This window comes from Citrobacter sp. T1.2D-1 (assembly GCF_950098555.1).
Classification (GTDB): domain Bacteria; phylum Pseudomonadota; class Gammaproteobacteria; order Enterobacterales; family Enterobacteriaceae; genus Citrobacter_A; species Citrobacter_A telavivensis.
In genome coordinates, this window is sequence record NZ_CATNHH010000001.1 from 107,718 (window position 1) to 132,893 (window position 25,176).

Genomic DNA, 25,176 nt, shown 5'->3' on the forward strand with positions numbered 1-25,176 from the left:
TTTACAGACGAAATGCTTACCATTAAGGCAATAAAGCTGAGATATACGTACACTGTTCGCAAAGGATTTTCTGACTTTTCCCCGCAGTTACGTTTCCCATCACATTGACATGACAAATACAAACTAACCAACTAATCAGTTGGAGATTTCTGATTAAAATCTCTTTCCCTCCCCAAACTCCGATTTGTGCATCACTGAGTTGCGAACAGCCTCGCGAGCCTGATCAATACTGACAAAGTCAGAGACATTACCAATCGTAGATCTGATAACCTCTTTCGATGTTTTACCACGAGCGACCGATCGTGTTTCTGATAATGACATTACTCGCTCAGATTTAGCGCCAAAACCGACGGGTGAATCCCAAGGGTTGTCAGTGATAAGATAAGACTTTCGTTCAGGATTGGTTAAGTAGTCAACTCTCCTTTGCGGGTTAAAATCGGTTTTCACGTAATTGAGAGCCGATTGATTACAATCTACTCATTGGCAGGTATTTTCATTGATGTATACCTGCGAATCAAAAGGTATGTCCGATGGTATCGACAACATTTGATATATAAATTTATCGATTTATAGGGGTTTAAACGGTGCTACATGTCACCCCCGAGTACTCACAAGACTTAAAAAACGAGTAAAATCAATATGCAAGAGTCTATCAACAAGGACCTTACCGCCCATACGCCCATGATGCAGCAGTATCTCAAGCTGAAAGCCCAGCACCCGGAGATCCTGCTTTTCTATCGCATGGGCGACTTTTACGAACTCTTTTACGACGATGCAAAACGGGCGTCGCAACTGCTCGACATTTCGCTGACCAAGCGCGGCGCATCCGCAGGCGAACCTATCCCGATGGCGGGCATTCCCCATCACGCGGTTGAAAACTACCTCGCCAAACTGGTGAATCAGGGTGAATCCGTCGCCATTTGTGAGCAGATAGGCGATCCCGCCACCAGCAAAGGGCCTGTTGAGCGTAAAGTCGTTCGTATTGTCACTCCAGGTACCATCAGCGATGAAGCCCTGTTACAGGAGCGCCAGGACAACCTGCTGGCTGCCATCTGGCAGGACAGCAAAGGCTACGGTTATGCCACGCTGGATATCAGCTCCGGACGTTTTCGCGTGAGCGAACCGGCCGATCGGGAAACGATGGCAGCCGAACTGCAGCGTACCAATCCGGCGGAACTGCTGTATGCCGAAGACTTCGCTGAGATGGCGCTGATTGAAGGCCGTCGTGGATTACGACGTCGCCCGCTGTGGGAATTTGAAATTGATACTGCCCGTCAGCAGTTGAATTTGCAGTTTGGTACCCGCGATCTCATTGGCTTTGGCGTTGAAAACGCGCCGCGCGGGCTTTGCGCTGCCGGCTGCCTGTTGCAATACGTCAAGGACACGCAACGCACTTCCCTGCCACATATTCGTTCTATCACCATGGAGCGCCAGCAGGACAGCATCATCATGGATGCCGCGACGCGCCGCAATCTGGAGATTACCCAGAATCTGGCAGGCGGCGTAGAGAACACGCTGGCCTCCGTGCTCGACTGTACCGTAACGCCGATGGGCAGCCGTATGCTCAAACGCTGGCTGCACATGCCGGTACGTGACACGAAAATCCTGACTGAACGCCAGCAGACTATCGGCTCGCTACAGGATGCGACCAGCGAACTACAGCCGGTGCTGCGTCAGGTAGGCGATCTGGAACGTATTCTTGCGCGTCTGGCACTGCGCACCGCCCGTCCTCGCGATCTCGCCCGCATGCGCCACGCCTTCCAGCAGTTGCCGGAACTGCGTGCGCAACTGGAATCGGTGGACAGCGCCCCCGTACAGATGCTGCGCGAGAAAATGGGCGAATTCACCGAACTGCGGGAACTGCTTGAACGTGCGGTCGTTGACGCGCCACCGGTACTGGTCCGTGACGGCGGCGTTATCGCACCAGGCTACAACGAAGAACTCGATGAGTGGCGCGCGCTGGCAGACGGTGCGACCGACTATCTCGACAGGCTGGAAATTCGCGAACGTGAGCGTACCGGACTGGACACGCTGAAAGTCGGCTTTAACGCAGTACACGGTTATTACATCCAGATCAGCCGTGGGCAGAGCCACCTCGCGCCAATCAACTACGTTCGTCGCCAGACGCTGAAAAACGCCGAGCGCTACATTATCCCGGAACTCAAAGAGTACGAAGACAAAGTCCTGACCTCCAAGGGCAAAGCGCTGGCGCTGGAAAAACAGCTCTATGATGAACTGTTCGACCTGCTGCTGCCCCATCTGGCGGATCTGCAACAGAGCGCCAGTGCGCTGGCGGAACTCGACGTACTGGTGAACCTGGCCGAGCGCGCATATACGCTGAACTACACCTGTCCGACCTTTAGCGATAAACCGGGTATTCGGATTACCGAAGGTCGCCATCCGGTAGTGGAACAGGTGCTAAATGAGCCGTTTATTGCCAATCCGCTGGACCTCTCACCGCAGCGCAGAATGCTGATCATTACCGGGCCAAATATGGGCGGTAAAAGTACCTACATGCGCCAGACCGCGCTGATTGCACTGCTGGCCTATATCGGCAGCTACGTGCCGGCGCAGAAGGTAGAGATTGGTCCTATCGATCGCATCTTTACCCGCGTGGGCGCAGCGGACGATCTGGCCTCCGGGCGCTCCACCTTCATGGTAGAGATGACCGAAACGGCCAACATTCTGCACAACGCTACCGAGAACAGTCTGGTGTTGATGGATGAGATTGGCCGCGGGACGTCGACTTACGACGGCCTGTCGCTGGCGTGGGCGTGCGCGGAAAATCTGGCGAATAAGATCAAAGCGCTGACGCTGTTCGCGACGCACTATTTCGAGTTGACACAACTGCCGGAGAAAATGGAAGGCGTTGCCAACGTGCATCTGGATGCCCTGGAGCACGGCGATACCATCGCCTTTATGCACAGCGTTCAGGATGGTGCGGCCAGTAAGAGTTACGGCCTGGCGGTCGCGGCGCTGGCGGGCGTTCCGAAAGAGGTGATCAAACGAGCGCGGCAGAAACTACGCGAGCTGGAAAGCATTTCGCCAAACGCGGCGGCAACGCAGGTGGATGGCACGCAGATGTCGCTGCTGTCCGTCCCTGAAGAGACCTCTCCCGCTGTTGAAGCCCTGGAAAATCTCGATCCGGATTCCCTGTCGCCCCGTCAGGCGCTGGAGTGGATCTATCGTCTGAAAAGTCTGGTGTAAGAGAAATGCCCGATGACGCTTTGCGTATCGGGCCTACACACTCACGGTACTGTACTTTCGTAGGCCGGATAAGGCGCCAGTCGCCATCCGGCACTCCGTTAACGTTTATCTTCCGCCAGCAGCGGCGGAATATTCGGCACCATCGGCGCGTCATCAATATCTTTTTGCGTCATGCGAAACGCCTGCGGATAATGTTCGCGGCTGGTGTGGCGCAGCGGTTCCGTATTACGCCAGGTATAAAGGCAGTGCTGGCACTGATACACCGTCCAGACATCTTTCACCGGCGATGTCGCCATCACTTCAATATGTTCATCAGCACAACGTGGGCAAATCATCTTCTTCTCCTTATTTGCGTGCGGCCAGCATCGAGGTCAGTTTTTCAGCCCAGGCTTTGGTTTCCGGTAAATCCACCACCGGCTGGCTATAGTGACCACGGTTGTCTGGTGCGACTGGCGTGGTGGCATCGATAATCAGTTTGTCGGTGATCCCCGCAGGACTTGAACCTGGATCCAGTTCCAGTACCGACATATTCGGTAGCTGAACCAGGTCACCCGCCGGGTTCACTTTCGAAGAGAGCGCCCACATCACCTGCGGCAGGTTGAACGGGTCAACATCTTCATCAACCATGATGACCATCTTCACGTAACCCAGGCCATGCGGCGTGGTCATCGCACGCAGGCCCACTGCGCGGGCAAAGCCACCGTAACGTTTTTTGGTGGAGATAATCGCCAGCAGGCCGTGGGTGTACATCGCGTTAACCGCCTGCACTTCCGGAAATTCCGCTTTCAGTTGCTGATACAGTGGCACGCAGGTAGCCGGCCCCATCAGATAGTCGATTTCCGTCCACGGCATACCCAGATAAAGCGATTCAAAAATCGGTTTGCTGCGATACGAAACCTTATCGATACGCACCACCGTCATATTGCGACCACCGGAATAGTGACCGGTGAACTCGCCAAACGGCCCTTCGATTTCGCGTTTGCGGCTTTCAATCACCCCTTCCAAGATCACCTCCGATCCCCACGGCACATCAAACCCGGTCAACGGCGCGGTGGCGATGGGATACGGGCTTTCACGCAGCGCACCCGCCATCTCATATTCGGACTGATCGTATTTCAGCGGCGTTGCGCCCATCAGTGTGATGATAGGATCGTTGCCCAGCGTGATGGCGATCGGCAGGTCCTCGCCGCGCTCTTCCGCCTTATGCAGATGCAGCGCGATATCGTGCATCGGTACCGGCTGCAGGCCCAGCTTACGCTTGCCCTTCACTTCCATCCGATAGATACCCACGTTCTGTTTACCGAAGTTGTCCGGGTCAAGCGGATCGCGGGAGACCACACAGGCTTTATCCAGGTAAAACCCACCATCCCCATCGTTCAGGCGAAACAGTGGCAGAAGGTCGAACAGATTAATCTCTTCGCCATCGACGCTGTTTTCCGCCCAAGGCGGATTCTCGCGACGCTCCGGGGCTACCGGGAACTTATCCCAGCGACGGATAAACTCATCAATCTGCTTTTTCACCGGCGTATTCGGTGGCAAGCCCAACGAAATGGCATGATTTTGCCAGGATCCGATGGTGTTCATCGCCACGCGCGCATCGGTGAAGCCGCGAATATTGTCGAACCATAGTGCCGGCGCACCGTCGCCAATACGGCCAGTGGCGTTGGCGGCTGCCGCCAGATCCGGTTCTGCATTCACCTCTTCACTGATTTTCAGCAGTTGCCCCTGGTCGTCGAGCGCCTGCAAAAAGCTGCGCAAATCATCAAATGCCATTATTCATTCTCCTGTGAAAAATTTTGTGCCTGTGACAACCCCTGCCAGCGACGTGCGTGCGGATGCTCCAGCGCAAACTGGTCCAGGATGCGGGCCACAATGTGTTGTGTAATATCATCAACGGTTTGTGGATGGTTGTAGAAAGCGGGCATCGGCGGCACCATTGCCACACCCATGCGAGAAAGCGCGAGCATGTTTTCGAGATGAATCGTGCTGAGCGGCATTTCACGCGGCACCAGCACCAGTTTGCGCCCTTCTTTCAGCACTACGTCGGCGGCGCGTCCCACCAGACCTTCGGCGTAGCCGGCGCGAATTCCGGCCAACGTTTTCATACTGCAGGGGATAACGATCATGCCGTCGGTGCGAAACGAACCTGACGAAATCGTCGCCGCCTGATCCGCCGGGCTGTGGCAATAATCCGCCAGTCCAGCGACATCGCGCGCGCAGTATGGCGTTTCCAGTTCAATGGTCGTTTTGGCCCACTTCGACATCATCAGATGCGTTTCCACATCCGGCATTTTTTGCAATGTCTGCAACAGCGCCACGCCCAGCGGCGCACCCGTTGCCCCCGTCATCCCCACAATCAATCTCATCCATCACTCCACAAATTGTTCGTATACGAACGTTTTATCTAAATTACCCCTATACAACCGCAGCGACAAGATCGCCCACTCTTTTTCGCACGTATAGCTTAAGCTTTCCTCGTTAAAAAACGCGACGTTACCCGTTATGATAGGAGACACGATTTTTAGCCTGGAGTTTTCATGGAGTTACGGAATAAAGCGTTTCACCTGTTACGCCAGCTTTTTCAGCAACATACGGCGCGTTGGCAGCACGAGTTGCCGGATCTCACTAAACCGCAATACGCAGTGATGCGTGCCATTGCGGAACGTCCCGGCATTGAACAGGTTAATCTGATGGAGGCCGCCGTCAGTACCAAAGCGACGCTGGCTGAAATGCTGAGCCGGATGGAAAAACGCGGGCTGGTGAGGCGTGAGAACGATCCGCTGGATAAACGTCGCCGCTTCGTTTATCTGACCACGGAGGGAGAAGCCTTGCTGAAAGTATGCATGCCGCTGGGAAACCAGGTGGATGAGGAATTTCTGGGACGGTTGAATGACAAGGAACGTGCGCAATTCGCCCTGTTAATCAAGAAAATGATGCCCGATTGACGAACCTGAGTATGCATGAAAATGCACCCGTCTGCTTTCACCTGCGAAACCACAGCAAAAAAGCCAGAAAGAAAAAGGCCAGCCTCAAAGAGGCTGGCCTTTCTTGTTAGAACAGTACTTACTCGCGGAACAGCGCTTCGATATTCAGCCCCTGAGTCTGCAGGATTTCACGCAGACGGCGTAGGCCTTCAACCTGAATCTGACGAACACGTTCACGAGTCAGACCGATTTCACGGCCTACATCTTCCAGTGTCGCCGCTTCATAACCCAGCAGACCGAAACGACGTGCCAGCACTTCACGCTGTTTGGCGTTCAGTTCGAACAGCCATTTGACGATGCTCTGTTTCATATCGTCATCTTGCGTGGTGTCTTCCGGACCGTTCTCTTTCTCATCGGCCAGGATATCCAGCAACGCTTTTTCGGAATCGCCACCCAACGGGGTGTCTACCGAGGTAATGCGCTCGTTAAGACGAAGCATACGGCTAACGTCATCAACCGGCTTATCCAGTTGCTCTGCAATTTCTTCCGCGCTGGGTTCGTGGTCCAGTTTATGGGACAACTCACGCGCGGTACGCAGATAGACGTTCAGCTCTTTAACAATATGAATCGGCAGTCGAATAGTACGGGTTTGGTTCATAATAGCCCGTTCAATCGTCTGGCGAATCCACCAGGTTGCGTATGTTGAGAAGCGGAACCCGCGTTCCGGGTCAAACTTCTCGACGGCACGGATAAGCCCCAGATTGCCCTCTTCAATCAGATCCAGCAGCGCCAGACCACGATTGCCATAACGGCGGGCAATTTTCACCACCAGACGCAGGTTACTTTCAATCATCCGACGGCGAGAGGCGACATCTCCACGCAGTGCGCGACGCGCAAAATACACTTCTTCTTCGGCCGTTAACAGTGGCGAATAACCAATCTCACCAAGGTAAAGCTGAGTCGCGTCCAACACACGCTGTGTGGCCCCCTGCGATAACAGCTCTTCTTCAGCCAAATCGTTATCACTGGGTTCCTCTTCAACTAAGGCTTTTTCGTCAAAAACCTCAACTCCGTTCTCATCAAACTCCGCATCTTCATTTAAATCATGAACTTTCAGCGTATTCTGACTCATAAGGTGGCTCCTACCCGTGATCCCTTGACGGAACTAGCAAGTGTCAGCCTGGTTCCGCCGCTTTATCGCTGCGGTAAATAACGCAGCGGGTTTACGGATTTCCCCTTGTAACGAATTTCAAAATGCAAACGTGTAGAACTGGTTCCGGTGCTACCCATCGTCGCTATTTTTTGTCCTGCCTTCACTTCTTGTTGTTCCCGGACCAGCATTGTATCGTTATGAGCGTAGGCACTCAGGTAATCATCGTTGTGTTTGATGATAATAAGATTACCGTAACCGCGCAGAGCGTTACCGGCATAGACCACGCGCCCATCGGCGGTCGCGATAATAGCCTGTCCCTTACTGCCCGCAATGTCGATCCCTTTATTGCCTCCCTCGGAAGCCCCAAAGTTCTCGATCACTTTGCCGTCAGTCGGCCAGCGCCATGTGGAGATTGGCGAACTGGTAGACGAACTGCTTGCTGTCGATTCGGTTGCACTAACTGCTGGAGCCGTTACAGGCGCTGTGACGACTGTCCCAGCAGGCTTGTTGTTCGGCAACATTTTGTTAGCACTTTGTTCACCTGAATCCTCAGAATACGTAATTGTCGGTTTAGACGCAACAGCAACGGCGGAATTTTGTGCAGGCCTGGTCACAACTCCTTGCTCTGCTGCATCGGCCCGGGTAATCGCATTACCACCGGTAATTGGCGCACCTGATGCGTTACCTACCTGTAGCGTTTGTCCGACGTTCAGGCCATACGGTGCCTGGACATTGTTGCGCTGCGCCAGGTCACGGAAATCGTTCCCGGTTATCCAGGCGATGTAAAAAAGCGTGTCGCCTTTTTTAACGGTGTAGGTGCTGCCGCCGCTGTAGCTACCTTTCGGAATGTTCCCATACTGGCGGTTGTAGACAATTCGTCCGTTTTCCATCTGCACGGGTTGCTCGGCTACCGGCTGAACGTGCGTCGGTTGCGTCGTCGGGCGCTGCACCGGTTGAATTTGTGGTGTCTGCGAGGCGGATGACGACGTCCCCATCTTCGGTGGCGGCGTGATCAGCATACCGGAACTGGTATTCGCCGGGGCATTACCATTGACTGAGCTTACCGGCGCAGGCGGATTCGATGAATTTGAACAACCCGCCAGCCATAGCGAAACCAGTGACAGTGCCGCAATGCGGCTAACGGTGAATTTTGGGCTTCCCGCGCTCATTTATCCCCCAGGAAAAATTGGTTAACAACCAGTGACGTATAATCGTGCAGACAGCAAATGGGCACTGGAAAATGTGACCACGATACGCTGACCCGTTCCAAAAACTCCAGGAAAACTCCAGGTATTCGGAACCGCGTCTTACGCGAGTTCCCCTTTTACTAAGGGAACAAAACGTACCGCCTCCACGGTGTCGATAATAAATTCGCCGCCCCGACGACGCACCCGTTTCAGAAACTGATGCTCATCCCCCACGGGCAAGACGAGAATGCCGCCTTCATCCAGTTGCGTCATCAACGCGGTCGGAATTTCCGGCGGAGCTGCCGTCACAATAATAGCGTCAAATGGCGCGCGTGCCTGCCAGCCTTGCCATCCATCACCGTGACGAGTTGAAACATTGTGTAAATCGAGCTGCTTCAGACGGCGACGCGCCTGCCATTGCAGACCTTTAATGCGTTCGACGGAACAAACCTGCTGTACCAGATGCGCCAGTATCGCCGTCTGATACCCGGAACCGGTGCCAATTTCCAGCACCCGCGACTGCGGGGTCAGTTCGAGCAGTTCGGTCATTCGCGCCACCATGTACGGTTGCGAAATCGTCTGTCCCTGACCTATCGGCAACGCGATATTGTCCCAGGCCTTATGTTCAAACGCTTCATCAATAAATTTCTCACGCGGCACCGCGGCCAGGGCATTAAGCACCTGCTCATCGCGAATCCCCTGCGCGCGCAATTGTTCAAGAAGCGTCTGTACGCGTCTGCTTACCATTGCGTGCCAACTCCCACGCTATCTAACCAGTCGGAAACCACATCATGCGCGCTGTGCGCGGTTAAATCCACATGCAACGGCGTAATGGACACGTAACCTTCATCTACGGCCGCAAAATCGGTATCAGGCCCGGCGTCGCATTTATCGCCCGGTGGGCCAATCCAGTACAACGTGTTACCGCGCGGATCTTCCTGCGGGATCACTTTGTCTGCCGGATGACGGCTACCGCAGCGCGTCACGCGGATGCCTTTGATCTGCTCCAGCGGTAAGTCGGGCACGTTGATGTTGAGGATCCGCCCGGTACGCAGCGGTTCCCGACGCAGTGCGCGTAAGATCCGACAGGTGATGGCCGCAGCAGTCTCGTAATGCTGATGTCCGTCTAACGATACGGCAAGCGCAGGAAAACCAAGATGACGCCCTTCCATCGCCGCCGCGACGGTGCCGGAATAAATAACGTCATCCCCCAGGTTAGGGCCGGCGTTAATTCCTGACACCACAATATCTGGACGCGGACGCATGAGCGCATTGACGCCCAGATAAACACAGTCGGTGGGCGTCCCCATCTGCACGGCGATGTCGCCGTTTTCAAAGGTAAACGTCCGGAGAGAAGATTCAAGCGTCAGCGAGTTTGACGCGCCACTGCGGTTCCGATCCGGGGCGACGACCTGTACGTCAGCAAACTCCCGCAGGGCTTTTGCCAGCGTTTGTATACCGGGCGCGTGGACCCCATCATCGTTACTCAGCAATATGCGCATAATCACCCATTGTGTTGATCAGTTCCCTCACAACGCTGGTGGCGAAGCTCCCCGCGGGCAGCCAAAAACGTAACTCAACAGTGACATCATCCCACCAGTTCCAGCTTAATTGCTGCGGATAGAGCAGCATCGCTCTTCGAGAAGCCTCGACTTTTTCGCGCAGCAGCAGTGACTGCAACTCGCACTCTTCGGCAATCGCGGACTGTTCGAACGCCAGCGCATCCCGCTGGGTTCCCCACTCGCCGCTGCCGGGAAGCGAAGCCGTCACCATCAATTCTTTTTCATCGACACGACGCTGTAATTCCGCCAATTCTTCTTGTGTGGCGACAAACCAGCTTCCGCGTCCCGCTAATTGTAGCGCATCGCCGTCAACAACTTGATTAAAGTCTGTTTTTTTCAGACGCTCGCTGACAATTTGATTAAACAACGCACTGCGGGCCGCCGACAACCAAAAACTGCGTTTATTGCGATCCCGCACAGGCGCATCGCTTTGCGCCCAGCGCAGCGCGCCTTGCAGATTGCTGCCGCCAATGCCAAAACGCTGAGCGCCAAAATAGTTTGGTACACCGCCGGTGTTTATCGCCTGCAGACGAGATTCTACCTCGTCACGATGGCTGACTTCGCGCAGCACCAGCGTGAACGCATTGCCCTTCAGCGCGCCTAAACGTAGCTTGCGTTTGTGACGTGCGTATTCCAGCACCTTGCAGCCTTCAAGCTGGAAAGCGCTCAGGTCGGGCATTTCTTTACCCGGTACGCGCGCGCATAGCCACTGTTCAGTGACCGCATGCTTATCCTTTTGCCCGGCGAAGCTCACTTCGCGGACATGAATTTTCAGAAACTTCGCCAGCGCGTCGGCGACAAAACGGGTATTACAGCCGCTTTTGAGAATACGCACCAGAATGTGCTCACCTTCGCCATCCGGTTCGAAACCTAAATCTTCGACCACCACAAAATCTTCCGGACTGGCTTTCAGCAACCCAGTGCTTTGCGGTTTTCCGTGGAGATACGTGAGATTATCAAACTCTGTCATTTCGCGGCCTTAATGAGTAACGCCACCGCTTCGCAGGCAATCCCTTCCCCACGCCCGGTAAAACCGAGTTTTTCAGTGGTGGTTGCTTTCACGTTCACATCATCCATGTGACAACCGAGATCTTCAGCAATAAACACGCGCATTTGCGGAATGTGCGGCAGCATCTTCGGTGCCTGAGCAATAATAGTCACATCGACGTTGCCCAGGGCGTAGCCTTTGGCCTGGATCCGACGCCAGGCTTCACGCAGCAACTCGCGACTGTCCGCGCCTTTAAACGCCGGATCGGTATCCGGAAACAGCTTGCCAATGTCACCCAGCGCCGCCGCGCCAAGCAGCGCGTCGGTGAGCGCATGCAGCGCAACATCGCCATCAGAATGCGCCAGCAGCCCCTTTTCATACGGGATGCGCACGCCACCAATGATAATTGGGCCTTCACCGCCAAAGGCGTGTACGTCAAAACCGTGTCCAATTCGCATTATGCATCCTCCAGATGGATTGTTCGGGTCAGATAAAATTCAGCCAGCGCTAAATCTTCCGGACGCGTCACTTTGATGTTATCAGCTCGTCCTTCAACAAGCTGTGGATGGAAGCCGCAATATTCCAGCGCCGACGCTTCATCGGTGATGGTCGCCCCTTCATTCAGCGCACGCGTCAGGCAGTCATGCAGCAGTTCACGAGGGAAAAATTGCGGCGTCAGCGCGTGCCATAAATCGTTGCGTTCAACGGTATGGGCGATAGCCGTTTTGCCCGGCTCCGCGCGTTTCATGGTGTCGCGCACCGGTACGGCGAGGATCCCGCCGGTGCGGCTGGTTTCGCTAATCGCCAGCAGGCGCGCTAAATCATCCTGATGCAGACAGGGACGCGCCGCATCATGCACCAGCACCCATTCAGCGTTTCCGGCGGCCTGTAATCCAGCCAGCACGGAGTCTGCCCGTTCATTTCCCCCGTCCACGACGGTAATGTGCGGATGCTGCGCCAGAGGAAGTTGAGCAAAGCGGCTGTCGCCAGGGCTGATAGCGATGATCACGCGGGTCACCCGGGGATGCGCCAGCAGCGCAGAGACCGAGTGTTCGAGAATGGTTTTATTACCGACTGAGAGATATTGCTTCGGACATTCCGTTTGCATACGGCGGCCAAATCCGGCCGCCGGCACCACGGCGCAAACATCCAAAAAAGTGGCTGCCATGTGATTTCCTGGGCTGGTTTAACGAGTATTTTGCCCCGCAGTTTGCGCGCGTTTAGACGCGTCGGGCACCAGACGATAAAACGTTTCGCCCGGCTTAGTCATGCTGAGTTCGTTGCGTGCACGCTCCTCGATAGCCTCCTGACCGCCATTGAGATCGTCAATTTCGGCAAAGAGCTGATCGTTACGTGCTTTAAGTTTGGCGTTTGTCGCCTGCTGCGCCGCCACGTCATCATTGACGCGACTGTAATCATGTATGCCGTTCTTACCGAACCACAGCGAATACTGTAGCCAGACCAGTAAAGCCAGCAACAGCAGCGTTAGTTTACCCATCCTGCCCCCTGAAAAACGGCATCATCCTCCCATACTTCCGCAAACGACACGACGTTTGCGGGCGGGAAAGCCGCAACAACGCGGGCAAATGTACCACAATTGCCCTTTATAACGTATACCCAGAACCCTGAGAACATCATCTCATTGTTAGTTACGGTTTGAATTATGGACAGTGGTCGCGCTTTAGCCCAGCAGCCACATAAACAATGCGCCGAACATCGCGCAAACGGTCAGCAGGGTTATGATAATGCTGTAGCGCAATTTGCCGTTGAGCAGGGAATGCAGCGCGATACCCACGACGACCGCAACGGGCATCAGCGCCAGGAAGAAAGGCCAGGTGTAGATGAAGAAAAACAATGTGTTAGGGCCATACACCAGAAAGGGGATCCCCAACGCCAGCAACCATGACACGAAACCCACCACGGCGCCCGGCAGCGACCAGGTGGTTTCGTCATCAGTAGCAAACGCGTCTGTCGTTGTGAGTGTGATGTTCTGGCTATCGCGCATATTAAATCCTGTAACCTTGACTGACTGTACACACAAGTCAGGTGTCTCAGGATCTGATAATATCGCTCTGTCTGAGCAGGTCTAATAATTGGGCGACCAAATTTGTTACTAATTGTTCGCCATTAAGATGAACCTCAGGCGATTCAGGCGCTTCGTATACGGAATCAATTCCGGTGAAATTGCGCAACTCGCCGGCGCGCGCTTTTTTATATAATCCTTTCGGATCGCGGGCCTCGCAGATTTCCAGCGGCGTATCCACGAACACTTCAATGAAGCGTCCTTCACCGACGCGCTCACGCACCATCTGCCGCTCCGCGCGGTACGGAGAAATGAACGCCGTCAGCACCACCAGACCGGCATCCGCCATCAGGTTTGCCACTTCGCCCACGCGACGGATGTTCTCTTTACGATCGGCATCGCTGAACCCCAGATCGCTGCACAGGCCATGGCGAACGTTATCGCCATCCAGCAGATAGGTACTGACGCCCCGTTGATGCAGCGCCTCTTCCAGCGCACCGGCGATCGACGATTTACCGGACCCCGACAGCCCGGTAAACCACAGCACAGCACCACGATGACCGTGGTGTTGCTCGCGCTGTTGCGGCGTGACGGGATGGGCATGCCAGACGATGTTTTCGTCATGCTGCGCCATTATTTCCCTCCCAGCAGATCGCGAGCGCCCCAGTGCGGGAAGTGACGACGCACCAGCGCATTCAGCTCCAGCTCAAAGGCGCTGAATTCTGACGGCGCAGCGGTCTCCTGCACAATCGGTTCGCGGACCATACCGGCACCCACGGTGACGTTACTCAGACGATCAATAAAAATCAGCCCGCCGGTCACCGGGTTCTGCTGATAAGTATCCAGTACCAGCGGCTCATCAAAGGTCAGATTCACCAGACCAATGCCGTTCAGCGGCAGATTGTCCACCTCACGCTGCGTCAGATTGTTGATATCCACCTGATACTGAACGTTATCAACGCGCGCACGGGTCTTTTTGCCCGCGATTTTGATTTCGTAACTTTGTCCCGGCGCCAACGGCTGTTCCGCCATCCAGACCACATCGACAGCAGCGTGCTGTACCGCCGGCAGGCTTTCGTCCGCCGCCAGCAGCAGATCGCCACGGCTGATATCAATCTCGTCTTTCAGGACGAGGGTAATGGCTTCACCGGCAAAGGCTTCGTCCAGATCGCCATCAAAAGTGACGATCCGCGCCACGCTTGATTCCACGCCGGATGGCAGCACCTTCACGCGCTGTCCCACCTTAACGCGACCAGAGGCCAATGTGCCGGAATAGCCCCGAAAATCGAGGTTCGGACGGTTTACGTACTGCACAGGGAAGCGCATTGGCTGGCTGTCGACCACACGCTGGATCTCAACCGTCTCCAGCACTTCAAGTAAGGTCGGGCCGCTGTACCACGGCATACTGGTGCTCTGGGAGGCCACGTTGTCACCTTCCAGCGCAGAAAGTGGCACAAAGCGGATATCCAGATTGCCCGGCAACTGTTCAGCAAAGGTCAGATAATCTTCGCGAATGCGTGCAAAAGTCTCTTCGCTGTAGTCGACCAGATCCATTTTGTTGATCGCCACCACCAGGTGTTTGATCCCCAGCAGCGTTGAGATGAAGCTGTGACGACGAGTCTGATCCAACACGCCTTTACGGGCGTCGATCAGCAGGATCGCCAGATCGCAGGTTGATGCGCCGGTCGCCATATTGCGGGTGTATTGCTCATGCCCAGGGGTATCGGCAATGATAAATTTACGCTTCTCGGTAGAGAAATAGCGATACGCCACGTCAATGGTAATCCCCTGCTCGCGCTCGGCCTGCAGGCCATCCACCAGCAGCGCCAGATCCAGCTTCTCTCCCTGCGTACCGTGGCGTTTACTGTCGTTGTGCAGCGATGACAACTGATCTTCATAAATCTGACGCGTATCGTGCAACAGGCGACCGATCAACGTGCTTTTGCCGTCATCCACGCTGCCGCAGGTTAAAAAGCGCAGCAGACTTTTATGTTGTTGGGCGACCATCCAGGCTTCGACGCCGCCTTCATTGGCGATTTGTTGTGCAAGTGTGGTGTTCATGGCGGCTCCTTAGAAATACCCCTGACGTTTCTTCAGCTCCATAGAGCCCGCCTGGTCGCGGTCAATCACGCGGCCCTGACGTTCACTGGTGGTCGAGACCAGCATCTCTTCAATAATTTCCGGCAGCGTTTGCGCGTTTGACTCCACGGCGCCGGTCAGCGGCCAGCAGCCGAGGGTACGGAAACGAACCATCTGTTTTTTGATCATCTCGCCGGGCTGCAGGTCGATGCGATCGTCATCGATCATCATTAACATGCCATCGCGCTCCAGTACCGGGCGCTCTGCCGCCAGATACAGCGGGACGATCTCAATGTTTTCCAGCCAGATGTACTGCCAGATATCCTGTTCGGTCCAGTTGGAGAGCGGGAAAACGCGGATGCTTTCGCCTTTGTTAATCTGCCCGTTGTAGTTGTGCCACAGTTCAGGACGCTGGTTTTTAGGGTCCCAGCGGTGAAAGCGGTCGCGAAAGGAGTAGATGCGCTCTTTCGCCCGCGACTTTTCTTCATCGCGACGCGCGCCGCCAAATGCGGCGTCAAAACCGTATTTGTTCAGCGCCTGCTTCAGTCCTTCTGTTTTCATGATGTCGGTGTGCTTGGCGCTGCCGTGGACAAACGGGTTGATGCCCATCGCCACCCCTTCCGGGTTTTTATGCACCAGCAGCTCGCAGCCGTACGCTTTGGCAGTACGATCGCGGAATTCATACATCTCGCGGAACTTCCAGCCGGTATCGACATGCAGCAACGGGAACGGCAACGACCCCGGATAGAATGCCTTACGGGCAAGATGCAGCATGACGCTGGAATCCTTGCCGATGGAGTACAGCATTACCGGGTTAGAGAATTCAGCCGCCACCTCGCGAATGATGTGGATGCTTTCGGCCTCCAGCTGTCGCAGGTGGGTGAGTCGTTTTTGGTCCATAACCGTTCCTTTACAATACCGCGAATGTCGAGCACGTCAGATAACCCGACTATAGGGAGCGCAGGAGAACGAATGAAATTACGAATTGGAATGAGTAGTTCCTCAAAGGAATAACGATCTGGCAAAGCAAATATCAAAAAGTGCTTAACCCGCCGGAATTCGGGCATTTAAGAGCAAATGAAATTGTCTTAGCGAGGTCACCGTTTCATACTAGATGGATTAAAATTTTTGCTTTGTATTCAGGGTTTCCCCCGCTGGCTATTAAGGATTCACTATGTTTTCCGCAACGCGCCGTCTTTCTGCTCTCCTGGCGCTCGGCGTATGCTTTATTGTCCCCGCTCAGGCGTCATCCCCAAAACCGGGCGATTTTGCGACAACGCAGACCCGTCATATTGCGACCGTTTTCCCGGGAAGGATGACCGGTTCCCCGGCAGAAATGTTGTCTGCCGACTATTTACGCCAGCAGTTTGAGCAAATGGGCTATCGCAGCGATATCCGCACGTTCAACAGTCGCTACATTTATACCGCTAAAAATAACCGCAAAAACTGGCATAACGTGACCGGCAGTACCGTCATTGCCGCCCATGAAGGCAAAGCCCCGCAGCAGATTATTATCATGGCGCATCTGGACACCTACGCCCCACAAAGTGACACCGATAGCGATGCAAATCTTGGCGGTCTGACACTGCAAGGTGTGGATGATAACGCCGCCGGACTGGGCGTTATGCTCGAACTGGCAGAACGCCTGAAAAATGTGCCTACCGAATACGGTATTCGCTTTATTGCCACCAGCGGCGAGGAAGAGGGAAAACTGGGGGCCGAAAACCTGCTCAAACGCATGAGCGCGGCCGAGAAGAAAAACACACTGTTGGTGATTAACCTCGATAACCTGATCGTCGGCGATAAGTTGTATTTTAATAGTGGGCAAAATACCCCGGAAGCCGTGCGCAAATTAACCCGCGACCGGGCATTAGCTCTCGCGCGCAGTCATGGTATTGTCGCTACCACTAATCCTGGCCTGAATAAGGATTATCCAAAAGGCACCGGTTGTTGCAACGACGCAGAGGTTTTCGATAAAGCGGGAATTTCGGTGCTTTCCGTCGAGGCGACGAACTGGAATCTCGGCAAGAAAGATGGTTACCAGCAGCGCGCCAAAACCGCCTCTTTCCCGGCAGGAAATAGCTGGCACGACGTACGTCTGGATAATCAACAGCATATTGATAAAGCCCTGCCTGGACGTATTGAACATCGCAATCGCGACGTCATGCGCATTATGCTGCCGCTGGTGAAAGAATTAGCGAAAGCGAGCTAATCATACGGCCGGATAAAGCGATATTGCTATCCGGCAAAAGACGCGAAGAGTGACACCATTCTGAGCGTCGTTTATTTCCATTACGCTCTTTTATAATAAATTATTGGATGCCCATGGACTGCTTCATTTGTACCAGCGCAGCAGCGCCTTGTTTACAGCCAGCATCCTGATTTTCAGCCGGTAATCCTGCGAGTTGCTTCTTAGCCTCCTCCAGTTGAGGTTTCATTGCTTCCATCTGCTGTTTAGCCTGATCGCTGGTTTTTGATGCCTGAACAATCAACGCATCAACATCATCAAAGTATTGCTGACAAGTATCAGTAATTGCTGCAAAAGAAGAACCAGACACCAGAGTTAGCATCACAACAAAAAAAATCTTTTTCATTTATTTAATCCCTCAGTTTTAAATTGACGTCACTGCCTCCGGCAATAACGTCACCAAGGGTAAAACAAAGCGATTTATAAAACAGCCCGGGATAATATTTTCAGATTTTTATTTTAGCCTTCGTGCAGTCCGCACTCACGCTTCAACCCAAAGAAACGTGTCTCTTCTTCTGCCATGCCGGGTTCCCATTTGCGCGTGGTATGTGTATCCCCCACGGAAAGATAGCCCTGATCCCACAACGGGTGATACTTCAGCCCGTGCTTTTGCAGGTACTGATAAACCGTGCGGTTGTCCCAGTCGATAATTGGCAGCACTTTAAAGACCCCACGCTGGATAGCCAGCACGGGCAGATGCGCACGACTACCGGACTGTTCGCGACGCAACCCCGCAAACCAGGTTTGCGCATTGAGTTCCTGCAGCGCCCGGTTCATCGGTTCGACTTTGTTGATCTCATTGTATTTCTCAATGCCTTCCACGCCCTGCTCCCACAGTTTGCCATAACGTGCTTCCTGCCAGGCGGCGCTTTCGGGGGCGCGATAAACCTTCAGATTCAGTTTGAGCTTGTCCGTTAACTCATCAATAAACTGGTAGGTTTCCGGGAAAAGATAGCCGGTATCGGTCAGGATCACCGGGATATCCGGGCGGATCTGATTGACCAGATGCAGACTCACCGCCGCCTGAATCCCGAAGCTTGATGAAAGGACGTATTCGCCAGGCAAATTCTCCAGCGCCCAGGCTACCCGCCCCTCAGCGTCAAGTTTTTCCAGTTGGCTGTTGGTTTCAGCCAGTGCCATCACGCGCTCCACTTTCGGCAGCGCGTTCAGAGCGTGTAGATCGAGTCTGGACATAAGTTCCTCACTGTTTGACTGCCTGATGGCGCTTCGCTTATCAGGCCTACAACGGCTTTATCTGATGGCGCTTCGCTTATCAGGCCTACAACGGCCACCGGGCGTCTACAAAATCCGTAGGCCGGATAAGGCGTTCACGCCGCCATCCGGCAATAAGACGTTATTCCCAGAAATCCCGGGCAGGATCGAGCACCGGGCGAATAATGCCCGCACGCACCGTAAAGTCGCCGAAGCCTTCACCCGCTTCTCGCTCTTTCGCCCAGCGCCCAATCAGTTCGTCCAGCGAGTCGAGAATTTCCGGTTCGGTGATGTTCTCTTTGAACATCCGCGGGATACGCGTGCCGATTCGGTTACCGCCAAGATGCAGGTTGTAGCGTCCCGGCGCTTTCCCGACCAGCCCGACTTCTGCCAGCATCGCGCGGCCGCAGCCGTTCGGGCAACCCGTCACACGCATTACGATATGCTCGTCACTGACATGATGCTTCGCCATCAAACCATCAATTTTATCGATAAACGTCGGCAGGAAGCGCTCGGCCTCCGCCATCGCCAGCGGACAGGTTGGGAAAGACACGCAGGCCATGGAGTTTTCACGCTGCGGCGTCACCATGTTCATCAGGCCGCTCACTTGCGCGATCTTCTCAATCTTCGCCTTCTGGCTCTCCGGTACACCCGCGATAATCAGATTCTGATTCGCGGTAATACGAAACTCGCCTTTATGGATTTTCGAAATCTCCAGCAGGCCCGTTTTCAGCGGACGTCCCGGATAATCGAGAATTCGACCATTTTCGATAAACAGCGTCAGATGCCATTTATTGTCGATGCCCTTCACCCAGCCAATACGATCGCCACGACCGGTAAATTCGTACGGACGAATCGGTTCGAATTTGATGCCGGCACGACGTTCCACTTCCGCTTTGAATGTCTCGACTCCCACGCGTTCCAGCGTATATTTGGTTTTCGCATTTTTACGGTCAGTACGGTTACCCCAGTCACGCTGCGTGGTGACAACGGCTTCCGCCACAGCCAGCGTGTGCTCCAGCGGCAGATAGCCAAATTCGCTCGCCGTACGGGCGTAGGTTTTCTTGTTACCGTGCTCGATGGAAAGACCGCCGCCCACCAACAGGTTAAAGCCCACCAGCTTGCCATTTTCCGCAACCGCGACAAAGTTCATGTCGTTAGCATGCAGATCGATATCGTTCTGCGGCGGGATCACCACCGTGGTTTTGAACTTACGCGGCAGATAGGTCTGACCGAGGATCGGCTCCTCATCGGTGGTCGCGACTTTTTCCTGATCGAGCCAAATTTCAGCATAGGCGCGGGTACGCGGCAGCAGATGCTCGGATATCTTTTTCGCCCATTCGTAAGCTTCGGCATGCAGCTCTGACTCGTACGGGTTCGAGGTGCACAGCACGTTACGGTTCATGTCGTTGGCGGTTGCCAGCGCGTCCAGCCCAACGGAGTGCAGCATCTGGTGCACCGGCTTCACGTTCTTCTTCAGGATCCCGTGGAACTGAAACGTCTGCCGGTTGGTCAGGCGAATGCTGCCATAAATGGTGTTGTCATGGGCAAACTTATCAATCGCCTGCCACTGTTTGGTGGTAATGACACCGCCCGGCAGACGGCAGCGAAGCAGCATCGCGTGACGCGGCTCCAGCTTCTGTTCTGCACGCTCGGCGCGGATATCACGGTCATCCTGTTGGTACATGCCGTGAAAACGGATCAGCAGGAAGTTATCACCTTTAAAACCGCCGGTGAGACCGTCATTCAGATCCTCAGCAATGGTGCCGCGCAGATAGTTGCTTTCCAGCTTCATGCGCTCGGCGTCCGTCAGTTTACCTTCGACCACCAGGGGCCCTGGATGTTTTTCGCTCATTAGTAGACATCTCGCTGATAACGGCGCTCAACGCGCAGCTCACTTAAAAATTCATCCGCTGATTCCGCGTCCATCGCGCCGAATTCAGCAATCACTTCCAGCAATGCCAGCTCAACGTCTTTCGCCATGCGATTAGCGTCGCCGCAGACATAAATATGCGCACCGTCATTAATCCAGCGCCACAGTTCTGCGCCCTGTTCGCGCAGTTTGTCTTGTACATACACTTTTTCTTTTTGATCTCGTGACCAGGCGAGATCGATACGGCTCAGTACGCCCTCTTTGACGTAACGCTGCCATTCCACCTGGTAGAGGAAATCTTCGGTAAAGTGGGGATTGCCAAAAAACAGCCAGTTTTTACCTGACGCTTCATCAGCGGCGCGCTGCTGCATGAAGGCGCGGAACGGCGCGATGCCCGTGCCCGGACCAATCATAATCACCGGCGTTTCAGGGTTCGTCGGCAGACGGAAGTTATCGTTATGTTCGATGAACACACGCACTTCGCCCTCTTCTTCAACGCGATCGGCGAGGAAGCTGGATGCGCCGCCGGCGCGCGCGCGACCTTCCACTTCATAACGCACCGCACCGACGGTGATGTGTACTTCGTTCTCCACTTCAGCCTGAGACGACGCGATGGAGTAAAGGCGCGGCGTCAACGGACGCAACAGGTCGACCAACGCCTGTGCATCCAGCTGTGCTGGCGAAAAACGCAGCATATCGACAACCGGCGTTGTCGTCGCATAATGCTGCAACTGTGCCCTGTCGCCAACCAGCGGCAACAGCGATTCACTGCGCGTTAAGGTGGCATAGTTTTCAACGATATTGGCAGTATTGACAGTCAGTTCGACATGCCACTGTAGCGCGTCGGACAGCGACAGAGACTGGCCATTGACCGTCACGGGCTCATCACCTTTCAGCCAGACCAGTTCCACCATCTCTTTCACCAGCGCAGGATCGTTCTGATACCAGACGCCCAGCGCGTCGCCAGGCTGGTAGCGCAGACCCGACTCACCGAGATCGATTTCAATATGGCGAACATCTTTCTCTGAATCACGGCCGGTGATTTTTTGATTCCCGGACAACGCCGCGCTCAGCGGCGCTTCTTTAGTATAGGGGCTGGAGTGGATCTCATTCACCGCTCCGCTGGCAATCGACGGAGTCTGCGTCGCAACCGGCGCACGTGATTTCAACACCTCGACCACACGGGTACGCCACTCGGCGGCGGCGGTCTGGTATTCCACATCGGCGTCAACGCGATCCAGCAAACGCTCACCGCCAAGTTCCGCCAGTTTGCTGTCAAAATCTTTGCCTGACTGACAGAAAAACTCGTATGACGTATCACCCAGACCAAAAATAGCAAATGCCGTGTTTTCGAGCTTCGGCGCTTTTTTAGAGAACAGGAACTTATGCAGCGCGACGGCTTCTTCCGGCGGCTCGCCTTCACCCTGGGTAGACGTGACGACAACCAGCAGTTTCTCATTGGCGATTTGTTTGAATTTGTAGTCGCCTGCGTTCACCAGCGTGACGCTGAGCTTTGCCGCCAGCAGGTCGTCACGCAGCGCTTCTGCCACACGACGCGCATTGCCCGTTTGTGACGCGGAGATCAATGTGATGCCCGGCATTTCAGCAACGGGGGCCGGCGTCGCAACGGTCGCGCCGGGTTGCTGATTCAGCGTGCCCCAGAAATAGCCAGAAACCCATGCAAGCTGCATGGGCGTGAGATCGGTAGTGGCCGCCTGAAGGCGGGCCAGTTGCTCCGGGTTCAGCGGAAGCAAAGCGGAAGGTGGGGCCTGTGTCGTCATGCGTCGTTATGTTCCAGTAAGCAAAGCGGATTTAAGCAATAAAACCCAAACTGAAGATAAGGGTAACGGCGGTGATAGTAACAATTAAAGAAGGGATGGAAATAACAAATAACCAAATGGACTAACCTGTTTTAGTTATAGTTATTAACAACAAAAACGATTGAATAACCACATGAAATATATGAAGTTATCTCCTATAAAGTTGATGAATGACGTAATCTGCGACGGAAAGCCGTTTTAGTTAATGATAAAAAATGTACTTTCCGGTACCCTACGGCGGTTTTTTGCCTGACTGAGAGTTTAAGATGACCACCACCCTGTTTAAAGATTTCACCTTCGAAGCCGCTCACCATTTGCCTCATGTTCCTGAAGGGCATAAATGTGGCCGTCTGCACGGACACTCCTTTATGGTGCGCCTTGAAGTCACCGGTGAAGTCTGTCCACATACAGGCTGGATTATCGATTTCGCCGAATTAAAAGCCGCGTTCAAGCCAACTTACGACAGGCTCGATCATTACTACCTGAACGATATTCCCGGTCTGGAAAATCCGACCAGCGAAGTGCTGGCAAAATGGATTTGGGATCAGGTCAAACCGTCACTCCCCCTGTTGAGCGCCGTAATGGTGAAAGAAACCTGTACGGCGGGCTGCGTTTATCGCGGCGAGTAAACGTTTCGTCTTGCCGGATGGCGACGCAAAACGTCTTATCCGGCCTACAGATAAGCCCGACAGGTTAACGCGCCGGGCTATTTATCAGGCAATATTCAGATATTTGTGCGTCTGCATCGACAGGCGCCAGTTGCGCGCGATGCAGGTTTCGATGCACAGGCGTGTGGCATCCTCTTTCTGACTGATGGGTTGCAGCGCAATCACTCGCGGTTTGTCGTCACTCAGCGTGGCAAGCAGTTCGTCCAGCGCTTCAATGTCACGCACGCGACCGACCGGATGTTTAATCTCATTCGCGCGTTCCAGGGCCTGTGAGAGAACGTCATAACCACCACGCATGTTCACCTTCGGCGAAACGGTCACCCAGGTATTGGGTGTGCAGCGCACTTCATGCGTACCGCTGGTCTCTATCTGGCAGCTGAATCCATTTTTCTCCAGCAAATCAGTGAGCGGCGTCAGGTCATGGATGCAGGGCTCGCCGCCGGTAATCACCACATGACGCGCGGTGTACCCTTGTCGACCAATCACGGCCAGCAGATCTTCGCTGTTCGCCGCGCCCCATTTATCGCTCTCTTTGGTTTTCGCCAGGATGCTGTACAGGGAAACTTCCCGATCCTCAAGCTTATCCCAGGTGTGTTTGGTATCGCACCAGGCACAGCCGACCGGGCATCCCTGTAAACGAATAAAAATGGCGGGGACGCCGGTAAAGTAACCCTCACCTTGCAGGGTCTGGAACATCTCGTTAATCGGGTACTGCATAGCGTTCTCTGTTAAAGGGATAATCTGTAATTATCGCAGATTTCGTCTTCCTGGTCATGCGCAGCGGCTGCGCTAACCGCAGGCATAAAAAAACCCGCCGAAGCGGGTTTTTCAGAGCGTAAAGCGGCAGTAATAAATTACTGGCCTTTGATCTCTTTACGACCGTTGTACGGTGCTTTTTCACCCAGCGCTTCTTCGATACGAATCAGCTGGTTGTATTTAGCAACGCGGTCAGAACGGCTCATAGAACCGGTTTTGATCTGGCCTGCAGCGGTACCAACAGCCAGGTCAGCGATGGTTGCATCTTCAGTTTCACCGGAACGGTGAGAGATGACAGCCGTGTAGCCAGCGTCTTTCGCCATCTTGATTGCAGCCAGCGTTTCGGTCAGAGAACCGATCTGGTTGAATTTGATCAGGATGGAGTTAACGATGCCTTTCTCGATACCTTCTTTCAGGATCTTGGTGTTGGTTACGAACAGATCGTCACCAACCAGCTGGATTTTGTCGCCCAGTACTTTGGTCTGGTAAGCAAAACCATCCCAGTCAGACTCGTCCAGACCGTCTTCGATAGAAACGATCGGGTACTGTTTGGTCAGGTCTTCCAGGAAGTGAGTGAATTCTTCAGAGGTGAACGCTTTGTTGCCTTCGCCCGCCAGAACGTATTTACCGTCTTTGTAGAATTCAGATGCTGCACAGTCCATCGCCAGAGTGATGTCTTTGCCCAGCTCGTAACCTGCTGCTTTAACCGCTTCAGCGATAACAGCCAGCGCTTCTGCGTTAGAACCCAGGTTCGGCGCGTAGCCACCTTCGTCACCCACAGCCGTGTTCATGCCTTTCGCTTTCAGAACTTTAGCCAGGTTATGGAACACTTCAGAACCCATACGTACGGCTTCTTTCAGGGTTTTCGCGCCAACCGGCTGAATCATGAATTCCTGGATGTCGACGTTGTTGTCAGCGTGCTCACCACCGTTGATGATGTTCATCATCGGAACCGGCATGGAGTATTTGCCCGGAGTACCGTTCAGCTCAGCGATGTGCTCGTACAGCGGCATGCCTTTAGCGGCAGCAGCAGCTTTGGCGTTTGCCAGAGACACAGCCAGGATGGCGTTTGCACCGAAGTTGGATTTATTTTCAGTACCGTCCAGGTCGATCATGATTTTGTCGATGCCAGCCTGATCTTTGGCATCTTTGCCAAGGATTGCCTGAGCAATCGGGCCGTTAACCGCGCCAACAGCTTTCAGTACGCCTTTACCCATGAAGCGGGATTTGTCGCCATCGCGCAGTTCCAGCGCTTCGCGGGAACCCGTAGAAGCACCTGACGGAGCTGCTGCCATACCGACGAAACCACCTTCCAGGTGTACTTCGGCTTCAACAGTCGGGTTACCACGGGAGTCGATGATTTCACGACCGATGACTTTAACGATTTTGGACATTAGGTTTTCCTCAGTACAAGTTAAACTAAAACTCCAGACAAACAACGCGTACCTTTGGTACGCGTTGCCGTTCTAACTTTTT

At 54.2% G+C, this 25,176-nt stretch carries 25 protein-coding genes; 4 read left to right on the forward strand and 21 right to left on the reverse strand.

Annotation, left to right across the window (positions count from 1 at the left end):
- Positions 1–639: 639 nt before the first annotated feature.
- Positions 640–3,207: a DNA mismatch repair protein MutS gene (gene mutS, locus QQZ17_RS00560; RefSeq protein ID WP_152402488.1), complete on the forward strand. Its 2,568-nt coding sequence runs from the start codon at positions 640–642 to the stop codon at positions 3,205–3,207.
- A 98-nt stretch (positions 3,208–3,305) separates the two neighbouring features.
- On the opposite strand, the gene QQZ17_RS00565 is transcribed toward mutS, so the two are convergent.
- Genes QQZ17_RS00565 through QQZ17_RS00575 form a run of 3 tightly spaced genes read right to left on the reverse strand, consistent with a single transcriptional unit; the run spans position 3,306 to position 5,573 of the window.
- Entirely contained in the window at positions 3,306–3,542 is a 237-nt protein-coding gene (locus QQZ17_RS00565) for a non-oxidative hydroxyarylic acid decarboxylases subunit D (RefSeq protein WP_152402486.1), read from the reverse strand.
- Positions 3,543–3,552: 10 nt separating this feature from the next.
- Positions 3,553–4,980, reverse strand: coding sequence for a non-oxidative hydroxyarylic acid decarboxylases subunit C (locus QQZ17_RS00570; RefSeq protein ID WP_152402484.1), 1,428 nt, complete (start codon positions 4,978–4,980; stop codon positions 3,553–3,555).
- Complete coding sequence (locus QQZ17_RS00575; protein ID WP_152402482.1) at positions 4,980–5,573, reverse strand: non-oxidative hydroxyarylic acid decarboxylases subunit B; 594 nt, start codon at positions 5,571–5,573, stop codon at positions 4,980–4,982. Before QQZ17_RS00575 ends, QQZ17_RS00570 begins: the two co-directional genes overlap by 1 nt.
- A gap of 171 nt (positions 5,574–5,744) precedes the next feature.
- Between QQZ17_RS00575 and QQZ17_RS00580 the strand changes: the two genes are divergently transcribed.
- Positions 5,745–6,152: a MarR family winged helix-turn-helix transcriptional regulator gene (locus QQZ17_RS00580; RefSeq protein ID WP_152402480.1), complete on the forward strand. Its 408-nt coding sequence runs from the start codon at positions 5,745–5,747 to the stop codon at positions 6,150–6,152.
- Positions 6,153–6,270: 118 nt separating this feature from the next.
- Here QQZ17_RS00580 and rpoS read toward each other — a convergent pair whose 3' ends face one another.
- From rpoS to cysD, 12 genes are all read right to left on the reverse strand, one after another.
- Positions 6,271–7,263, reverse strand: coding sequence for an RNA polymerase sigma factor RpoS (gene rpoS, locus QQZ17_RS00585; protein WP_000081550.1), 993 nt, complete (start codon positions 7,261–7,263; stop codon positions 6,271–6,273).
- A 62-nt stretch (positions 7,264–7,325) separates the two neighbouring features.
- The gene (gene nlpD / locus QQZ17_RS00590) at positions 7,326–8,402 is read right to left on the reverse strand and encodes a murein hydrolase activator NlpD (RefSeq protein WP_306464037.1); all 1,077 of its coding nucleotides are present in this window, start codon (positions 8,400–8,402) and stop codon (positions 7,326–7,328) included.
- Positions 8,403–8,591: 189 nt separating this feature from the next.
- Complete coding sequence (pcm, locus tag QQZ17_RS00595; protein ID WP_042322593.1) at positions 8,592–9,218, reverse strand: protein-L-isoaspartate O-methyltransferase; 627 nt, start codon at positions 9,216–9,218, stop codon at positions 8,592–8,594.
- Positions 9,212–9,973: a 5'/3'-nucleotidase SurE gene (gene surE, locus QQZ17_RS00600; RefSeq protein ID WP_152402476.1), complete on the reverse strand. Its 762-nt coding sequence runs from the start codon at positions 9,971–9,973 to the stop codon at positions 9,212–9,214. The genes pcm and surE overlap by 7 nt, the downstream gene beginning before the upstream one ends.
- Complete coding sequence (gene truD, locus QQZ17_RS00605; RefSeq protein WP_152402474.1) at positions 9,954–11,003, reverse strand: tRNA pseudouridine(13) synthase TruD; 1,050 nt, start codon at positions 11,001–11,003, stop codon at positions 9,954–9,956. The genes surE and truD overlap by 20 nt, the downstream gene beginning before the upstream one ends.
- Positions 11,000–11,479, reverse strand: a complete 480-nt coding sequence (gene ispF / locus QQZ17_RS00610; protein WP_152402472.1) for a 2-C-methyl-D-erythritol 2,4-cyclodiphosphate synthase — start codon at positions 11,477–11,479, stop codon at positions 11,000–11,002. Before ispF ends, truD begins: the two co-directional genes overlap by 4 nt.
- Positions 11,479–12,189 carry a 2-C-methyl-D-erythritol 4-phosphate cytidylyltransferase gene (ispD, locus tag QQZ17_RS00615; protein WP_152402470.1) on the reverse strand — a complete coding sequence of 237 codons (711 nt, stop codon included), beginning with the start codon at positions 12,187–12,189 and terminating at the stop codon, positions 11,479–11,481. Before ispD ends, ispF begins: the two co-directional genes overlap by 1 nt.
- A gap of 18 nt (positions 12,190–12,207) precedes the next feature.
- Positions 12,208–12,519: a cell division protein FtsB gene (ftsB, locus tag QQZ17_RS00620; RefSeq protein WP_042288707.1), complete on the reverse strand. Its 312-nt coding sequence runs from the start codon at positions 12,517–12,519 to the stop codon at positions 12,208–12,210.
- 183 nt (positions 12,520–12,702) lie between these two features.
- The gene (locus QQZ17_RS00625; RefSeq protein ID WP_152402468.1) at positions 12,703–13,026 is read right to left on the reverse strand and encodes a DUF3561 family protein; all 324 of its coding nucleotides are present in this window, start codon (positions 13,024–13,026) and stop codon (positions 12,703–12,705) included.
- Between the two features lie 46 nt (positions 13,027–13,072).
- Entirely contained in the window at positions 13,073–13,678 is a 606-nt protein-coding gene (cysC, locus tag QQZ17_RS00630; protein ID WP_152402466.1) for an adenylyl-sulfate kinase, read from the reverse strand.
- Positions 13,678–15,105 carry a sulfate adenylyltransferase subunit CysN gene (gene cysN, locus QQZ17_RS00635; protein ID WP_152402464.1) on the reverse strand — a complete coding sequence of 476 codons (1,428 nt, stop codon included), beginning with the start codon at positions 15,103–15,105 and terminating at the stop codon, positions 13,678–13,680. The genes cysC and cysN overlap by 1 nt, the downstream gene beginning before the upstream one ends.
- A gap of 9 nt (positions 15,106–15,114) precedes the next feature.
- Positions 15,115–16,023: a sulfate adenylyltransferase subunit CysD gene (gene cysD / locus QQZ17_RS00640; RefSeq protein ID WP_152402462.1), complete on the reverse strand. Its 909-nt coding sequence runs from the start codon at positions 16,021–16,023 to the stop codon at positions 15,115–15,117.
- Between the two features lie 274 nt (positions 16,024–16,297).
- Here cysD and QQZ17_RS00645 point away from each other — a divergent pair, with 274 nt between their 5' ends.
- The gene (locus QQZ17_RS00645; RefSeq protein WP_152402460.1) at positions 16,298–17,335 is read left to right on the forward strand and encodes an aminopeptidase; all 1,038 of its coding nucleotides are present in this window, start codon (positions 16,298–16,300) and stop codon (positions 17,333–17,335) included.
- Positions 17,336–17,435: 100 nt separating this feature from the next.
- Here the strand turns inward: QQZ17_RS00645 and QQZ17_RS00650 are convergent, their stop codons facing one another.
- From QQZ17_RS00650 to cysJ, 4 genes are all read right to left on the reverse strand, one after another.
- On the reverse strand, positions 17,436–17,717 hold the full coding sequence (locus tag QQZ17_RS00650) for a DUF5339 domain-containing protein (protein WP_152402458.1): 282 nt from the start codon (positions 17,715–17,717) through the stop codon (positions 17,436–17,438).
- A gap of 113 nt (positions 17,718–17,830) precedes the next feature.
- Entirely contained in the window at positions 17,831–18,565 is a 735-nt protein-coding gene (gene cysH / locus QQZ17_RS00655; protein ID WP_152402456.1) for a phosphoadenosine phosphosulfate reductase, read from the reverse strand.
- A gap of 160 nt (positions 18,566–18,725) precedes the next feature.
- On the reverse strand, positions 18,726–20,438 hold the full coding sequence (gene cysI, locus QQZ17_RS00660) for an assimilatory sulfite reductase (NADPH) hemoprotein subunit (protein WP_152402453.1): 1,713 nt from the start codon (positions 20,436–20,438) through the stop codon (positions 18,726–18,728).
- The gene (cysJ, locus tag QQZ17_RS00665; RefSeq protein ID WP_152402451.1) at positions 20,438–22,237 is read right to left on the reverse strand and encodes an NADPH-dependent assimilatory sulfite reductase flavoprotein subunit; all 1,800 of its coding nucleotides are present in this window, start codon (positions 22,235–22,237) and stop codon (positions 20,438–20,440) included. The genes cysI and cysJ overlap by 1 nt, the downstream gene beginning before the upstream one ends.
- A gap of 305 nt (positions 22,238–22,542) precedes the next feature.
- Between cysJ and queD the strand changes: the two genes are divergently transcribed.
- Positions 22,543–22,905, forward strand: a complete 363-nt coding sequence (gene queD, locus QQZ17_RS00670; RefSeq protein ID WP_152402449.1) for a 6-carboxytetrahydropterin synthase QueD — start codon at positions 22,543–22,545, stop codon at positions 22,903–22,905.
- An 84-nt stretch (positions 22,906–22,989) separates the two neighbouring features.
- Here the strand turns inward: queD and queE are convergent, their stop codons facing one another.
- Both queE and eno read right to left on the reverse strand, forming a co-directional pair.
- Positions 22,990–23,661 carry a 7-carboxy-7-deazaguanine synthase QueE gene (gene queE, locus QQZ17_RS00675; RefSeq protein WP_152402447.1) on the reverse strand — a complete coding sequence of 224 codons (672 nt, stop codon included), beginning with the start codon at positions 23,659–23,661 and terminating at the stop codon, positions 22,990–22,992.
- Between the two features lie 137 nt (positions 23,662–23,798).
- Entirely contained in the window at positions 23,799–25,094 is a 1,296-nt protein-coding gene (gene eno, locus QQZ17_RS00680; protein ID WP_042322547.1) for a phosphopyruvate hydratase, read from the reverse strand.
- Positions 25,095–25,176 lie beyond the last annotated feature (82 nt).

Excerpts from the sequence above, each read along its gene's own strand:
- mutS (WP_152402488.1), top strand. The coding sequence starts at position 640 with ATGCAAGAGTCTATCAACAAGGACCTTACCGCCCATACGCCCATGATG.
- QQZ17_RS00565 (WP_152402486.1), bottom strand. The coding sequence starts at position 3,542 with ATGATTTGCCCACGTTGTGCTGATGAACATATTGAAGTGATGGCGACA.
- QQZ17_RS00570 (WP_152402484.1), bottom strand. The coding sequence starts at position 4,980 with ATGGCATTTGATGATTTGCGCAGCTTTTTGCAGGCGCTCGACGACCAG.
- QQZ17_RS00575 (WP_152402482.1), bottom strand. The coding sequence starts at position 5,573 with ATGAGATTGATTGTGGGGATGACGGGGGCAACGGGTGCGCCGCTGGGC.
- QQZ17_RS00580 (WP_152402480.1), top strand. The coding sequence starts at position 5,745 with ATGGAGTTACGGAATAAAGCGTTTCACCTGTTACGCCAGCTTTTTCAG.
- rpoS (WP_000081550.1), bottom strand. The coding sequence starts at position 7,263 with ATGAGTCAGAATACGCTGAAAGTTCATGATTTAAATGAAGATGCGGAG.
- pcm (WP_042322593.1), bottom strand. The coding sequence starts at position 9,218 with ATGGTAAGCAGACGCGTACAGACGCTTCTTGAACAATTGCGCGCGCAG.
- surE (WP_152402476.1), bottom strand. The coding sequence starts at position 9,973 with ATGCGCATATTGCTGAGTAACGATGATGGGGTCCACGCGCCCGGTATA.
- truD (WP_152402474.1), bottom strand. The coding sequence starts at position 11,003 with ATGACAGAGTTTGATAATCTCACGTATCTCCACGGAAAACCGCAAAGC.
- ispF (WP_152402472.1), bottom strand. The coding sequence starts at position 11,479 with ATGCGAATTGGACACGGTTTTGACGTACACGCCTTTGGCGGTGAAGGC.
- ispD (WP_152402470.1), bottom strand. The coding sequence starts at position 12,189 with ATGGCAGCCACTTTTTTGGATGTTTGCGCCGTGGTGCCGGCGGCCGGA.
- ftsB (WP_042288707.1), bottom strand. The coding sequence starts at position 12,519 with ATGGGTAAACTAACGCTGCTGTTGCTGGCTTTACTGGTCTGGCTACAG.
- QQZ17_RS00625 (WP_152402468.1), bottom strand. The coding sequence starts at position 13,026 with ATGCGCGATAGCCAGAACATCACACTCACAACGACAGACGCGTTTGCT.
- cysC (WP_152402466.1), bottom strand. The coding sequence starts at position 13,678 with ATGGCGCAGCATGACGAAAACATCGTCTGGCATGCCCATCCCGTCACG.
- cysN (WP_152402464.1), bottom strand. The coding sequence starts at position 15,105 with ATGAACACCACACTTGCACAACAAATCGCCAATGAAGGCGGCGTCGAA.
- cysD (WP_152402462.1), bottom strand. The coding sequence starts at position 16,023 with ATGGACCAAAAACGACTCACCCACCTGCGACAGCTGGAGGCCGAAAGC.
- QQZ17_RS00645 (WP_152402460.1), top strand. The coding sequence starts at position 16,298 with ATGTTTTCCGCAACGCGCCGTCTTTCTGCTCTCCTGGCGCTCGGCGTA.
- QQZ17_RS00650 (WP_152402458.1), bottom strand. The coding sequence starts at position 17,717 with ATGAAAAAGATTTTTTTTGTTGTGATGCTAACTCTGGTGTCTGGTTCT.
- cysH (WP_152402456.1), bottom strand. The coding sequence starts at position 18,565 with ATGTCCAGACTCGATCTACACGCTCTGAACGCGCTGCCGAAAGTGGAG.
- cysI (WP_152402453.1), bottom strand. The coding sequence starts at position 20,438 with ATGAGCGAAAAACATCCAGGGCCCCTGGTGGTCGAAGGTAAACTGACG.
- cysJ (WP_152402451.1), bottom strand. The coding sequence starts at position 22,237 with ATGACGACACAGGCCCCACCTTCCGCTTTGCTTCCGCTGAACCCGGAG.
- queD (WP_152402449.1), top strand. The coding sequence starts at position 22,543 with ATGACCACCACCCTGTTTAAAGATTTCACCTTCGAAGCCGCTCACCAT.
- queE (WP_152402447.1), bottom strand. The coding sequence starts at position 23,661 with ATGCAGTACCCGATTAACGAGATGTTCCAGACCCTGCAAGGTGAGGGT.
- eno (WP_042322547.1), bottom strand. The coding sequence starts at position 25,094 with ATGTCCAAAATCGTTAAAGTCATCGGTCGTGAAATCATCGACTCCCGT.